Raw genomic sequence first — 13,558 nt, 5'->3', positions numbered from 1 at the left:
CGCGCCGCACGTTCCGCGGCGGATCAGCCCCTGGCATCATGATTGCAAAGCAAACACCGGGCAGAGGAATCTGTCTGAACATAATAATGCAGGAGTTCGGGGATGATGAAAAACATAGCGGCACTGGTTCTGGCAGCGGTGGCCATCCAGGCACAGGCCGAAAATCTTACGGTGGTGTCCTTTGGGGGCACCAACAAGGACGCACAGGATAAAGCGTTTTATAAGCCTTTCATGGCCTCGGGGAAGGACAGCATTGAAGCCGGTGAATATAACGGCGAAATGGCGCGCATCCGCGCAATGGTCGAAACCAAACAGGTCGGCTGGGATGTGGTAGAACTTGAAACCCCGGAACTGGAACGGGGCTGTGAAGAAGGGCTGTTTGAAACCCTGGACTGGAGCAAGATTGGCAACAAAGCCGACTTTGCCAAGGGGAGCGTGAGCGAATGTGGTGCAGGCTTCTTCGTCTGGTCGACGGTACTGACCTACGATGGTAACAAGCTTAAAACCGCCCCCACCAGTTGGGCAGATTTTTGGGATGTGAAAAAATTCCCCGGCAAACGCGCCCTACGTAAGAGCGCGAAATACACGCTGGAAATCGCGCTGATGGCGGATGGCGTGAAGCGCGAAGACGTTTACAAGGTGCTGGCAACGCCAGCGGGCGTGGATCGTGCCTTCAGGAAACTGGATGAGCTAAAGCCGAATATTCAGTGGTGGGAATCGGGCGCGCAGCCCCTGCAGTGGCTGGTTTCAGGCGACGTGACGCTGGCGTCAGCCTATAACGGCCGCATCGGCACTGCGCAGGCAGAAGGTCATAATTTCAAAATCGTCTGGGACGGCAACCTGTACGACTTCGATAACTGGGCGATTGTAAAAGGCTCAAAGCACAAAGCGCTGGCAGAGAAATTTATCGCCTTCTCGCTGCAGCCCGAGAACCAAAAAGTGTATGCCGAAAATATTCCTTACGGCCCCGCCAATATCAAGGCAGGCAAACTGCTGACGGCCGATCGTCTGGCTCAGTTGCCAACGGCACCGGAAAACATGGCCAAGGCCGTTCAGGTTAACGCCACATTCTGGCTGGAACATGGCGAAGAGCTGGAACAGCGTTTTAACGCCTGGGCCGCGAAATAACCCGCTGCCGGACCCGCGCCGGCAGCCCTCTTTCAGGAGATCGGCATGAGTCAAAACCCCGTGATGAATTCAGCGCCCGTCAGACGTACGGAAGGCGCGTTCAGTCTGCGCCAGCAATTTAACCGGGCAGGTTGGTTAAAAACACAACGCTCCCTGTTTTTAGTTGCCCCGTTACTGATTTTCGTCGTGGTGTGCTTTTTGTTCCCCATCGGCTCTATCCTCAGTATGAGCGTCAATAACCCTGAGCTGCACGACGCACTTCCGCAAACCAGCCAGGCCCTGGCTAAATGGAACGGCAAGGCGCTGCCGGATGAAAGCCTGTTTGCCACGCTGGCGAAGGAAGTCAGCGCAGCGCGCGAGCAGGGCCAGATCTCTGGCATTGCGAAGCGATTGAGCTATGAAGACACTGCGTTTCGTCGCCTGATCCTGGCCGTGCCCCGCCAGGCCCCCGAGGATGGGGTTAACGTCAAAGCCACCCTTATTGATAAGCAGCCCCTGTGGGGCGAGCTGTCTACCTGGCAAACCCTCAAGCGCGTAGCCAAACCCTATACCAGCTATTACCTGCTGTCAGTGTTTGACCACAAGGTCGATGCAAAGACTGGCGACATCGTCGCGCAGTCGCCCGATCAGGCGCTTTACGTGAACGTTCTGCTGCGTACGCTGTGGATGGCGACCGTGGTCACCTTGCTGTGCGTGGGCCTGGGCTATCCGCTGGCCTACTGGCTGGCGAAACAGCCGTCCAGTCGCGCCAACCTGCTAATGATTATGGTGCTGTTGCCCTTCTGGACCTCACTGATCGTGCGTACCGCCAGCTGGATTGTCCTGCTGCAGTCAGGAGGATTAATTAACCGGACGCTGATGGCGACAGGACTCATCGACAGTCCGCTCACGCTGGTGTTCAACCGGGTCGGCGTGTACATCTCTATGACGCATATCCTGCTGCCCTTCATCGTGCTGCCGTTGTATGCCGTCATGAAAGGGATTTCTCCCAGCTATGTCCGGGCGGCCGTGTCGCTGGGTGCCCACCCCTTTGTGGCCTTCTGGCGCGTCTATGTCCCGCAGACCTATGCCGGGATTACCGCAGGCGCGCTGCTGGTGTTCATGATGGCGATTGGCTATTACGTTACGCCAGCGCTGTTGGGCGGGCCGGACGATCAAATGGTCAGCTACTTTGTCGCCTTTTTTACCAACAGCACCATGAACTGGGGCATGGCCGCCGCCCTGGGGAGCCAGTTGCTGATTATCGTGACGTTGCTGTATGTGGTGTATTCACGTGTCACCCGGACGTCATCCGAGGCGGCAGTACGTTAAGGAGCAAATGATGAAACAACAAGGTTCGACGTTGCTGCGGGTCTGGCGTTACCTGTTTAATTTTTACGGCGCAGCGGCACTGCTGTTTTTGATTGTGCCTGTTCTGGTCATTGTGCCGCTGTCGTTTAACGAAAGCTCATTTCTGAGCTATCCGCTGAGTGGTTTTTCGCTGCGCTGGTACGAGGCCTTTTTTCACTCGAAGGAGTGGATAGGTGCGTTAATGAACAGCCTGCTGGTTGCGCCGCTAGCCACGCTACTGGCTAGCGTACTGGGCGTGCTGGCCGCCATGGGCCTGGTGCGCGGCGAGTTTCGCGGCAAAGGTCTGGTGATGGCAATCATTATCTCTCCCATGGTGGCGCCCGTCGTGATCATCGCCGTTGGCATGTTTTTCTTCTTTGCCAAACTGTCACTGCTGAACAGCTACCTCGGGCTGGTGTTAGCCCATGCCCTGTTGGGCGTTCCTTTTGTGGTGATCACAGTGGTCGCCGTACTGAAAAGCTATGACACCAACCTGACGCGGGCCGCTGCCAGCCTCGGTGCCTCTCCGCTGCTGGCGTTTCGAAAAGTCACCCTGCCGCTGATTGCGCCGGGCGTCTTTTCCGGAGCACTGTTCGCGTTTGCCACCTCATTTGATGAAGTTGTCGTGACGCTGTTTCTTGCCAGCCCAACGCAGCGGACGCTGCCGATTCAGATGTTTGCCGGTATTCGTGAAAACCTCGATCCTACTATTGCGGCGGCCGCCACAATCATGATTGCGGCTTCGCTCCTGTTACTGATCGTCATGGAAGTCCTGCGGCGGCGCGGGGAAAAGATGCGCCAGCCACAGCCGGTTTAGATAACATCCAGGAAACCGGTTCAGGTTGTTAAACCGCCCACAGGGTTAACGTGTGGGCGGTTGTCTGATCTGGGCAGTGCGCCCCCAGCCCCTGTCAGCCTGATCATGGGCAAAATCACGTCAGGCGCTGAACGGGCGGCACCACCATAGTTTGTTGAAACGGGCCAGCATGCTGCGCCGCATGTTCTACGGCACGCGCCACGTCGTTGAGCGCAAACGGCGTTCCATTAAAGGCGGGAAGTTGATAGTCAGGCGAATGAGGCGGCGATCACCGCCGCGTGGCCGCTTTGCGAACGGCCACGACCGCCCGCAAAGCTAACAGAAGGTATCAGTGACTGTTTTCGTTGTTGCGGCTCAGCCACAGAGATAAGGCTTTGAGTGAATCATCGGTAAACTCATCACAGCGGGCGGTGATTTCATCCGGGGTCATCCAGAAAATTTCATCCACTTCTTCTTCCTGCATAGCAAAGGGGCCGTGCGACACACAGCTGAATAATCCCCCCAGACGCGGCAATGCTCATCTTCAAAATAGAATTTGCCATGTTCTGCAAAAGGCACATCCGCAATGCCCAGCTCCTCTTCGGCTTCACGCCGCGCCGATTCAAGCATGTCTTCGCCACTCTGCACTACGCCGCCAGCCGTCGCATCCAGTTTGCCTGGCATAAAATCTTTGATTTCAGTACGGCGCTGAACCAGTATTTTCCCCATACCGTCATGAACCACGATATAGGTCGCGCGGTGACGTAAGCATTGCGCGCGCATCTGCGCACGCGTGGCCTGTGCAACGACTTCATTCTCTTCGCTTACGATATCGACCCATTCGATTTCGCCACCAGCAGTTTGATCCACCATCCGTAACCCTTTCCTGTTTAGCGTGTCTTTATGCACGCGCTGTTTGCCACACCTATATCATAGTGTGTCGTAAGGTAATCACTTATGACAACTTGAGCAAGCGCCGATCGCTAGCGATTTTTGCCGCTTTCCGTTAGCCACAACTGTACTGATGCCCGCTGCCATTGAAACTCAGCATAGTGCTGCAAACGCGCAGGCAAGGTATCGCCATGCAGCGCCAGTCGATTAAGCATGACAGCCAAATCGGTATCTGCAATGCACCACTCACCAAATAAATTTTGCTGACGTTCTGGCAACAGGCGCTGAACAGCGGTAATCAGTTTTTCGGCGGCCTCAACGGCGGCAGGCGACAAGGGCGCAAAGCGCTCACCGGCAAATAACACCTCGGTAGGGCGCTCCTGGCGAATGGGCATCAGATCGCTGCGCAGCCAGGCCTGAATTTGCCGGGCGCGGGCGCGTTTCTCGCGATCTTTGGGATAGAGGCGTTCAAATTCAGGGGCAGCAAAACGCTCTTCGAGGTATTCGCAGATGGCCGATGATTCACTCAGCATAAAGTCATCGACCTGTAAGGTCGGGACGCGGCAGGTTAAGGACAGATCGCGATAGGCCTCAGCATGCTGCTGGTTTTGCGATAAATCGATACGCTTTACGCTAAAAGGCACCCCTTTTTCGCTGAGCGCAACATAAGCCGACATGACATAAGGACTAAAGAAAGATGAATCTGACCACAGGGTGATGGAGGGGTAATTCATCTGCTACCTCAAATAGCTGACAGGGGTGCATCATCTTTACCGATTTTTATTTCTGAAAACAACCAGGCGCTGGTCCGATGTTTACGCTCAACTGACTAAATTACGAAGCGGCTCACGCCACACGGGTACGACTCTTCTATGATGAAGTAAGCAAAAAATAAAAATTCAGACGGAGCCGCACTATGCATATCTTAATTACCGGTGGAACCGGGCTTATTGGCCGCCATCTTATTCCACGTCTGCAACAGCGTGGCGACACGGTCAGCGTGGTCACGCGCGACGTTGCCGCTGCACGAGACATGCTGGGGGAAGATATCGCGCTCTGGTCAGGCCTGGCGCAACAGCACTCGCTGGATGGCGTGGATGCCGTTATCAACCTGGCCGGTGAACCCATCGCGGATAAACGCTGGACAGAGGCCCACAAACGGCAGCTGTGCGAGAGCCGCTGGCAGATAACGGAGCGCATTGCCTCCCTGATTAACGCCAGTACCACGCCACCGCGCGTCTTGATTTCGGGATCGGCAACGGGCTTTTATGGCAACACGGGCGACGTGGTATTAACCGAGGACGATCCCGGACAGAACGAGTTTACCCACGAACTTTGCGCCCGTTGGGAACAGCTGGCGCTGACCGCGCAGAGTGAGCGCACCCGCGTCTGCCTGCTGCGTACCGGCGTGGTGCTGACGCGAGAAGGCGGCGCGTTGAGTAAAATGAAACTGCCGTTTAAGCTGGGAATTGGTGGCCCGATTGGCAGCGGCAAACAGTATATGCCGTGGATCCACATTGATGACATGGTCAGCGGCATTCTGTGGCTGCTCGACGATGATGCCTGTAGCGGCCCTTTTAACATGGTTGCGCCCTACGCCGTGCGCAATGAGCAGTTTGCCGCTACCCTGGGTGAGGTGATGCACCGCCCGGCTTTCATGCGCACGCCCGCCAGTGCCATCAAGCTGATGATGGGAGAATCGTCTGTACTGGTGCTGGGTGGGCAACATGTGCTGCCAAAACGGCTGGAGGCGTCGGGTTTTCGCTTCCGCTGGTATGAGCTGCAGAATGCATTACAGGATGTGGTGAAAAGCTGAGGGTCAGGGGAGCACTCGCTCCCCTTCCCTTTTTTACTGAGAGGTGACCGCGGTTTTCGACTTCACCGTGGAACGCAGCGCGCCGTGATTCGGTTGCGGTACGCGGATGATAAACGTCAGCACACCGGCAAACACATACAGGCAGGTGTAGGCCCACACCACGCCGACGATATCAAAGAACGGCAGCATCATGGAGGCGATGGCGGGCGCAACAAAATTGCTCATGCCTGCAGACAGGTTATACACCGAGACGGCCGCGCCCTGATGATGGGGCTCCAGCGTAGGGAAAACCGCCGTCATGGGCACAAAGGCCGCCACGAAAATGCCCAGCATCACGGCAGGAATCAGGGCGACCAGGAAATTGTGACCGGCATAGACAGGCAGGTAATAGAACGCCAGGCTGGAGATCGCCATGCCGAGGCAGCCAAACCAGCGCACCTGGCGAATCCAGCCAATACGTTCACCCATGATGCCCCAGAAGATATTGGTAAAAATGGTGACAAAAAAGAACACCGCCCAAATCTGCAGCCACTCTGAGAGCGTAAACCCAAGCCGATCCACAAACAGCAGCGGCATAATGATGGCAAAGCCAAACAGCGACAGCGTATTAATAATGCGGATCAGACAGGCGTAAAACACATGCTGGTTGGTGAACAGGATAGTCACCGCACGCGACATTTCCGTCATTTTTTCCCGCAGGGGTAAGTTGACGCGAGAACGATCGACCGGCACGTTGCGCAGGCTAAAAAAGGCCAGCAAGCCGCCACAGGTTACCCAGCCAATCGCCAGCCAGAGCGTGCCGGTTTCACCAATGGAAGGAATAATCAGGCTGGGCAGATAGCTCCCGACCACGCCGATGCCCACCGAATACATCGCCCAGAACCAGCCCGTAGCGGCCGCCAGCCGTTCCCGTGGCAGCACCTGCACCAGCAGCAGCATAAATGAGTAGATAAACAGCGGATAGGCCAGGCCGCGGATGCCGTAAAACAGCAGCATTAGAGGATAGTTACGCATCCCCAGCCCCAGGCTCATAAACAGGGCATGCATGACCACCCACAAAACAAAACCGATCAGCATAGCGCGCTGCGGCGTAATCAGCTCCGCCACCACACCGGAAGCCCAGGCGGCCAGCGCCACCGCTAAGCCGTAAAAGGTAAACACCAGCGCCGACTGCCCCGGCGTGAATCCCATATCGGTAATATGGCGTGACAGGAACGCCATCTCGAAACCGTCACCTGCCATAAAAACAGCGATGGCGACAAATCCCCAGATCAGATGTTTGGGCAAGCCAAACCAGTACGCAGTAGAGTGCATGACGATCGTCCTTCTCTGTTTGGTGACAGGTTAATCAGGCCAGCGAACGGGACTGAGAGTGTTGACGGTAAAGCTCACGGAACTGAGCCAGCCGTTGCTGCAGCCCCTGATGAACCTCAGGATTGGGCAGAAAGCGCGCCTGTATCGGGGGTTTAAGACATACCTGCGCTTCATCACCGCCCGCAGCCAGCCAGGCCAGGCGCGCCGCGCCCAGTGCACCGGATGCGCTGGCAGGATGCGTCACGACAGGCAGCGCCAGTACATCGGCGATCAGCTGCGCCCACAGGCTGCTGCGCGCGCCGCCGCCGGTCAGGCTGAACCGGGTAATGGCACGCCGTCCTTCCCCTAAGACGGTCAGGCCGTCGGCCAGGCCAAAGGCTACGCCTTCGAGCACCGCATAGCCCAGTAAGGCACGCTGGGTTTCGTGCCGCAGATAAAAAAACGCGCCCGACGCATCAGGATCGTTGTGCGGGGTACGTTCTCCAGAGAGGTAAGGCAAGAAAAGCGGGGCCTGCTGTTTTTGTGCCGAATCCAGCGCAGCAATCTCTTCCAGCAGTTGGTTTTCACTGACTGAGAGCAACTGGCACAGCCAGCGCAGACAGCTTGCGGCGCTGAGCATGACGCTCATCTGATGCCAGCGGTCAGGCAGCGCATGGCAAAAAGCGTGCACGCCTGACTGCGGATCGGCCTGCAGCCGGTCATTAACCACAAAGATGACGCCAGAGGTGCCAAGTGAAATAAACGCATCGCCAGGATTCACGGCGCCCACGCCAACCGCCGAGGTGGCATTATCCCCGCCGCCGCCTGCAATAATGACCGACGAGGAGAGCCCCCATTCGTCGGCAATCGCCGGCCGTAACGTACCGCTGACGGCATTCCCTTCGACGAGTGCAGGCATCTGGTCACGACGCATTCCCGTTGCGGCCAGCAGTTCCGCTGACCAGTCGCGTTTGGCGACGTCCAGCCATAAGGTGCCTGCGGCATCCGAGGGATCGGTGACAAAGCGCCCGGTCAGGCGCCAGCGCAGGTAATCTTTTGGCAGTAACACTTTGCTAATGCGGCGAAAGCAGTCAGGCTCATGCCGGGCCACCCAGCACAGCTTTGGGGCCGTGAAGCCCGGCATGATCATATTGCTGCTAATGTGCATGATTTCGGGATGATGCTGACCCAGCCAGTGGCATTCTGCCGCGCTGCGCGTGTCATTCCACAGAATGCAGGGCCGTAAAACCTCACCCTGCTCATCCAGCAGCACCGCTCCGTGCATTTGCCCTGACAGCCCAATCGCCTCTATCGCAGACCAGGCCAGAGGTGCCTGCTGACGCAGACGCGTGATAACCTGACGGCAGGCGCGCCACCAGTCATGCGGGTCCTGCTCTGCCCAGTGCGGATGGGGGCGCTGCACGGCCAGGGCGGCATGTTCCGATGCCACGATCTCGCCCTGCGCATTCACGATCAGCGCTTTAAGCTCAGAGGTGCCGATATCGATACCCAGATACATATTCGCCCCCTAAACCACGGCCAGCGGTTGTTCTGGCTGGACTTGCCACGTTTCCAGCCCGGCGACGGTGGTGCTAAGCCGCGCATGAAAATCCTGTGATGTGGCCAGCTCAGCAAACAGGGACGTCTGGGTCATATAAGCCTGTAACGGATCGGCATGGGCAAACCACTGCTGAACCACTTCAGGTTGCAGCACGCCATCCTGATAGTCATAAGGCAGGTCGCCACTGGCCCAGCGTTGCAAAAACAGATAGAACAGCGCCGGGAGCACCAGGCTGGCCGCAGGCGGCGTGCCGCGCTGATAGCATTCCCGCAGTGTCGGCGTCACCATGGCGGGAATTTTTGACAGACCGTCAGCCGCTACCCGTTGATTAGTGTCTTTTATCCACGGATTGCTAAAGCGGGACAGGACAACATCCCGATACTCCGCCAGGTTGAGCGGGCTGGGTGAAAGTGAAGGTATGACATCCTGTGAGACATATTCCCATGCCATCTGGTGGATGGCTTTCTGCCGGGTGCTTTCATCAATGTAAAGCAAACCGATAAGCGTGCCCGCCCAGGCAATGGCGCTGTGGGTGGCGTTAAGAATACGAATCTTGGCTTCTTCCCAGGGCAACACCGACTCGACCAGCTCGACGCCTACCTGCTCCAGCGCCGGACGCCCGGCAATAAAATCGTCTTCGATCACCCACTGGATAAAAGACTCCGCCATTACCGGCACCGCATCGTCTTTACCGGTTGCCGCCAGAACGCGCTCCGCGACGTCAGGCGTAGGACGCGGAGTGATCCGATCCACCATGGTATTGGGCGAGGTGGTGTTATCACGCACCCAGGCGGCCAGCTCACCTGCCCCTTTTGCCGCAAGGAAGGCCAAAAAACCCTGACGGAAACGCTCACCGTTGTGGCGCAGATTGTCGCAGTTCAACAGGGTCACGGGCGCCCCACCGTTGGCGACGCGTGCCGTCAGGATACGCGCCAGTGCGCCATACAATGTTCGCGCCTCGCCATTCAGATCCGCCAGAATATCGGGCTGCTGCAGGTCAAGCTCATGTTCCGGTGTTAAATAGTAACCCGCTTCAGTCACGGTGAAGGCGATCACCCGGGTGCATGGATCGGCGCCCTGCTGCACCAGTGCGTGGATCTCTTTGTCCCACGGCAGAACCTGCCGAATGGAGGTAATGGTTTCGTAGTGACGCTCGCCCTCAGGCGTGACCGTCTCCAGCACATATTCCCCTTGCTGGGCGGTTAGCTGCGTCAGTAACGGCGTTGCGTCATCGCGGATATTGCCCAGCGCGATATGCCAGCGGCTGTCGCCCTGCTGCATCAGGCGGTGCAGATACCATGCCTGGTGGGCACGATGGAAAGAGCCTGCGCCGATATGCATCCAAACTGATGGTGTCATCATGACCTCTTTAGGCATTTGTTTAAATTAAGGGCATTTGCCCGATGCGCATATGTTAATCAGAGGTAACGTCGAGGTTCTGTGATTAATTTCACATTTAACACATTGGCCCATTAATTGAGCTTTTGCCCTAATAGGCTTTTGAACAGATTGCGCGATAAAATGGCGATCCGCAGAGAAGGGAATGCCGCAATGAACAAAGAAGAGAAGAAACAGGAGTTGGCGGCGCGTGCCGCCTGGATGTATTACGTCGCGGGGTTGACACAGCAGGAGATCGCCCGGGCACTGGGATTGTCACGTCAGGTGGCCCAGCGTTTGATTTCCGGGGCGCGTGAAATGGGTATGGTCAGCGTAAAGATCGCCCACCCCGTGACGCACTGCCTGCGTCTGGCGCACGACGTGCAGGAGAAATTTGGCCTGCAGCACTGCCGCGTAGTGCCTTCCGGCGATCTGGACGACAATGCCATACAGCAAATGCTGGCGGTAGAAGGCGCAGAGGTGATGTCGCAGTTTATCAATAACGACGAGCCGCAGGTGTTTGGCATCGGTTCGGGGAAAACCCTGCGGGCGATTATTGATGCGCTTCCCTGGGTTGAACGACCGCAGCACCACTGTGTTTCCATGATTGGGGCTATCGCCCGCGACGATTCAGGCACCCGCTACGACGTGCCGCTTAAGCTGTCTGAAAAAATGCAGGGCAAGTATTTCTTCATCCCCGCCCCGCTGTTCGCCGACAGCCCAGGCGATAAGCAGATGTGGTGCCAGCACCAGGTCTATCAGCGCGTGGTCAACCGTGCACGACAGGCCCACGTCACCTTTCTAGGAATTGGGGAGGTCAATCCCGGCTGCCCGCTCCATGCCGAAGGCTTTATCACAGACAGCCAGGTGCAGGCGCTGAATGCGCGCGGCGTGGTCGGGGAAATGCTCGGTCATTTCTTCAATCAGCAGGGCGAACGCGTGTTGGGGGAAACTGATGCGCTGTTAACCAGCGTGGCGCTGGAAAGCCAGACAACGCGCAATATCATCGGCTTTGCCGGCGGGGAGCGAAAATATGCCGCTATTCAGGCGGCGGTGAACGGCGGCTGGATATCGGGCCTGGTGACCGATGAAGCCACCGCCGTGCGCCTGCTGAATAACCAATAGCTTGCCTACTTAAGCGAACCCTTCAGGAACTGCTGTAAGCGCGGGCTCCTTGGCTGACCAAATAATTCAGCCGGTGGCCCCTGCTCCTCAATTTTCCCCTGATGCAGGAAAATGACGTGGCTGGAGACGTGACGGGCAAATTCCATTTCGTGCGTGACCACCACCATGGTTTTCCCCTCTTCGGCCAGCTTCTGCATAATACGCAGTACCTCACCGACCAGCTCAGGATCCAGGGCTGAGGTGGGCTCATCAAATAACAGCACCTCCGGTTCCATCGCCAGCGCGCGGGCAATGGAGACGCGCTGCTGCTGCCCTCCTGAGAGATGGACGGGATATTTTCCCTGCGCCCGCTCGTCGATGCCGACCTTGTTCAAATAGGTAATCGCGCGCTCGCGTGCCTGCGCTTTACTCAGGCCCAGCACCTGAATCGGCGCTTCCATAACGTTTTCCAGCACCGTCATGTGGCTCCACAGGTTGAAATGCTGAAAGACCATGGTCAGACGGGTACGAAGCAGGCGCAGCTGCTCCTTGTCTGCCACCTTCAGCTGGCCGTCCGTATCGCGTACCAGGGTAATAGCGGTGTTGTTGACCACAATGGTGCCTTCACTCGGCTTTTCGAGGAAGTTAATACAGCGCAAAAAGGTACTTTTCCCGGAACCCGACGAGCCAATAATACTGATGACATCGCCCGCATTGGCGTTCAATGACACACCTTTTAATACTTCATGTTCACCGTAACGTTTATGCAGGTCGGTGACGCTTAATTTGTTATCAGCCATAGTCTTACTCAATGCGATGAAGAAGGTTTCACGTGCGCCAGCCAACGACGTTCCGCAAGACGAAACAGGCTAATCAGCACGTAAGAAATAATCAGGTATAACACGGCCGCAATGCCGAACGCGGTAAAGGGCTGATAGGTTGCCGCGTTAATGTCCCTGGCGATTTTTAGCAAATCAGGCACGGTTGCGGTAAAGGCCAGTGCGGTAGAGTGCAACATCAGTATGACTTCGTTGCTGTAAACCGGTAAGGCGGTGCGCAGCGCAGAAGGCAAAATAATGCAGCGATACAGTTTAAAGGTCGAGAAGCCATAGGCTCGCGCCGCTTCGATTTCACCGTGCGGCACGGCACGAATCGCCCCGGCGAAAATTTCCGTGGTGTAAGCGCAGGTATTAAGGGTAAACGCCAGTAGCGTACAATTCAGGCCGCTGCGGAAAAACGCATTCAGTAGCTCTGTGCCTTTCACGATTTCCAGCGTGTACATGCCGGAATAGAACACCAGCAGTTGCACATAGAGTGGCGTACCGCGAAACACATAGGTAAAGAGCCACACCGGCAGGCTGATAAAACGATTGGGTGATACACGCGCAATCGCCAGCAACACGGCCATGCAGCCGCCCAGTACGACCGAGACAATCAGCAGCCATAGCGTAATCGCCACGCCGGTGAAGCGATAACCGTCTGTCCAGAGCAGCGACTGCCAGTATTCGTGAATAATCTCGATCATAGCTCCGCCCTCTTCACGCCGACGGTGTAGCGGCGATTGAGCCACCAGAGAATGCCGTTAGACAAGGTGGTAAAGACCAGATAAATCACCCCCGCCACGATAGCAAAATAGAACGGCTGCCAGGTGCTTTTACCTGCCAGCTGCGTGGCTTTTACCACATCCTCCAGCCCCAGCAGGGAAACCAGCGCCGTGGCTTTCAGGATCACCTGCCAGTTATTACCGATGCCGGGCAGCGCGTAGCGCATCATCGCCGGAAACAGGATACGGCGGAAAACCTGCGAACCGGTAAAACCAAACGCCGTGGCGGCTTCAATCTGCCCTTTTGGCACCGCCATAAAAGCACCGCGAAACGTCTCGGTAAAATAGGCGCCATAGATAAAGCCCAGGGTGATGATGCCGGCCACCATGGGATCGATATCGAACTGGGTCAGGCCAAGCGCATCGGTGAGATGGTTGAGAGCGATCTGCAGGCCGTAGAAAATCAGCAGCATCAGAACGAGGTCGGGCACGCCACGAATCAGCGTCGTGTAGCCCTCAAAAATCAGTGACAGCAGACGATTGCGCGAAAGCTTCGCGCCTGCGCCAATCAGACCCAGGATCACCGCCAGCAGCACCGAGCTCAGGGCGAGCTCAAGCGTGACCAGCGTGCCTTTTAAAATGACATCAGAGTAGCCATACAACATGGAAAAGGTCCTGTCGTGGGGTGGAAACGACGCTGTGCCGTCGTGCAGACGGGCA

General features: G+C 56.8%; 13 protein-coding genes. 5 read left to right on the top strand and 8 right to left on the bottom strand.

Going from position 1 to position 13,558, the window contains the following annotated elements; all coding sequences use genetic code 11:
- The first annotated feature begins 102 nt into the window (after window positions 1-102).
- From GKC68_RS07395 to GKC68_RS07385, 3 genes are read left to right on the top strand one after another with little or no spacing between them, the layout of a single operon-like run.
- Window positions 103-1,128, top strand: coding sequence for an ABC transporter substrate-binding protein (locus GKC68_RS07395; RefSeq protein ID WP_028724987.1), 1,026 nt, complete (start codon window positions 103-105; stop codon window positions 1,126-1,128).
- Window positions 1,129-1,173: 45 nt separating this feature from the next.
- The gene (locus GKC68_RS07390; RefSeq protein ID WP_028724988.1) at window positions 1,174-2,439 is read left to right on the top strand and encodes an ABC transporter permease; all 1,266 of its coding nucleotides are present in this window, start codon (window positions 1,174-1,176) and stop codon (window positions 2,437-2,439) included.
- 10 nt (window positions 2,440-2,449) lie between these two features.
- Window positions 2,450-3,274 carry an ABC transporter permease gene (locus GKC68_RS07385; protein WP_014605373.1) on the top strand — a complete coding sequence of 275 codons (825 nt, stop codon included), beginning with the start codon at window positions 2,450-2,452 and terminating at the stop codon, window positions 3,272-3,274.
- Between the two features lie 426 nt (window positions 3,275-3,700).
- Here the strand turns inward: GKC68_RS07385 and yfcD are convergent, their stop codons facing one another.
- Both yfcD and yfcF read right to left on the bottom strand, forming a co-directional pair.
- On the bottom strand, window positions 3,701-4,126 hold the full coding sequence (gene yfcD / locus GKC68_RS07380) for an NUDIX hydrolase YfcD (RefSeq protein WP_342656720.1): 426 nt from the start codon (window positions 4,124-4,126) through the stop codon (window positions 3,701-3,703).
- 110 nt (window positions 4,127-4,236) lie between these two features.
- A complete protein-coding gene (gene yfcF / locus GKC68_RS07375) occupies window positions 4,237-4,878 on the bottom strand; it encodes a glutathione transferase (RefSeq protein ID WP_029569026.1) in 642 nt (213 codons plus the stop codon).
- 182 nt (window positions 4,879-5,060) lie between these two features.
- Here yfcF and GKC68_RS07370 point away from each other — a divergent pair, with 182 nt between their 5' ends.
- The gene (locus GKC68_RS07370) at window positions 5,061-5,960 is read left to right on the top strand and encodes a TIGR01777 family oxidoreductase (RefSeq protein WP_014605370.1); all 900 of its coding nucleotides are present in this window, start codon (window positions 5,061-5,063) and stop codon (window positions 5,958-5,960) included.
- A gap of 33 nt (window positions 5,961-5,993) precedes the next feature.
- Here GKC68_RS07370 and GKC68_RS07365 read toward each other — a convergent pair whose 3' ends face one another.
- Genes GKC68_RS07365 through dalD form a run of 3 tightly spaced genes read right to left on the bottom strand, consistent with a single transcriptional unit; the run spans window position 5,994 to window position 10,173 of the window.
- Entirely contained in the window at window positions 5,994-7,274 is a 1,281-nt protein-coding gene (locus GKC68_RS07365) for an MFS transporter (protein WP_342656719.1), read from the bottom strand.
- Between the two features lie 34 nt (window positions 7,275-7,308).
- Window positions 7,309-8,772 carry a xylulokinase gene (xylB, locus tag GKC68_RS07360; protein WP_058706930.1) on the bottom strand — a complete coding sequence of 488 codons (1,464 nt, stop codon included), beginning with the start codon at window positions 8,770-8,772 and terminating at the stop codon, window positions 7,309-7,311.
- 9 nt (window positions 8,773-8,781) lie between these two features.
- Entirely contained in the window at window positions 8,782-10,173 is a 1,392-nt protein-coding gene (gene dalD / locus GKC68_RS07355) for a D-arabinitol 4-dehydrogenase (protein ID WP_342656878.1), read from the bottom strand.
- 192 nt (window positions 10,174-10,365) lie between these two features.
- On the opposite strand from dalD, the gene GKC68_RS07350 reads away from it, so the two are divergent.
- On the top strand, window positions 10,366-11,316 hold the full coding sequence (locus tag GKC68_RS07350; RefSeq protein WP_342656877.1) for a sugar-binding transcriptional regulator: 951 nt from the start codon (window positions 10,366-10,368) through the stop codon (window positions 11,314-11,316).
- 5 nt (window positions 11,317-11,321) lie between these two features.
- Here the strand turns inward: GKC68_RS07350 and hisP are convergent, their stop codons facing one another.
- The 3 genes from hisP to GKC68_RS07335 are packed head-to-tail and all read right to left on the bottom strand — an operon-like array spanning window position 11,322 to window position 13,503.
- The gene (gene hisP, locus GKC68_RS07345) at window positions 11,322-12,095 is read right to left on the bottom strand and encodes a histidine ABC transporter ATP-binding protein HisP (protein ID WP_028724995.1); all 774 of its coding nucleotides are present in this window, start codon (window positions 12,093-12,095) and stop codon (window positions 11,322-11,324) included.
- Between the two features lie 8 nt (window positions 12,096-12,103).
- Complete coding sequence (locus GKC68_RS07340; RefSeq protein ID WP_028724996.1) at window positions 12,104-12,820, bottom strand: ABC transporter permease; 717 nt, start codon at window positions 12,818-12,820, stop codon at window positions 12,104-12,106.
- Entirely contained in the window at window positions 12,817-13,503 is a 687-nt protein-coding gene (locus GKC68_RS07335) for a histidine ABC transporter permease HisQ (RefSeq protein WP_013026539.1), read from the bottom strand. The genes GKC68_RS07340 and GKC68_RS07335 overlap by 4 nt, the downstream gene beginning before the upstream one ends.
- Between the last annotated feature and the right edge of the window lie 55 nt (window positions 13,504-13,558).

The sequence above is a fragment of the Pantoea sp. RSPAM1 genome, assembly GCF_038816185.1.
GTDB lineage: Bacteria > Pseudomonadota > Gammaproteobacteria > Enterobacterales > Enterobacteriaceae > Pantoea > Pantoea ananatis.
The sequence above is the reverse complement of the archived record's forward strand: the minus strand, read 5'-3'. Positions and strand labels throughout refer to the sequence as shown.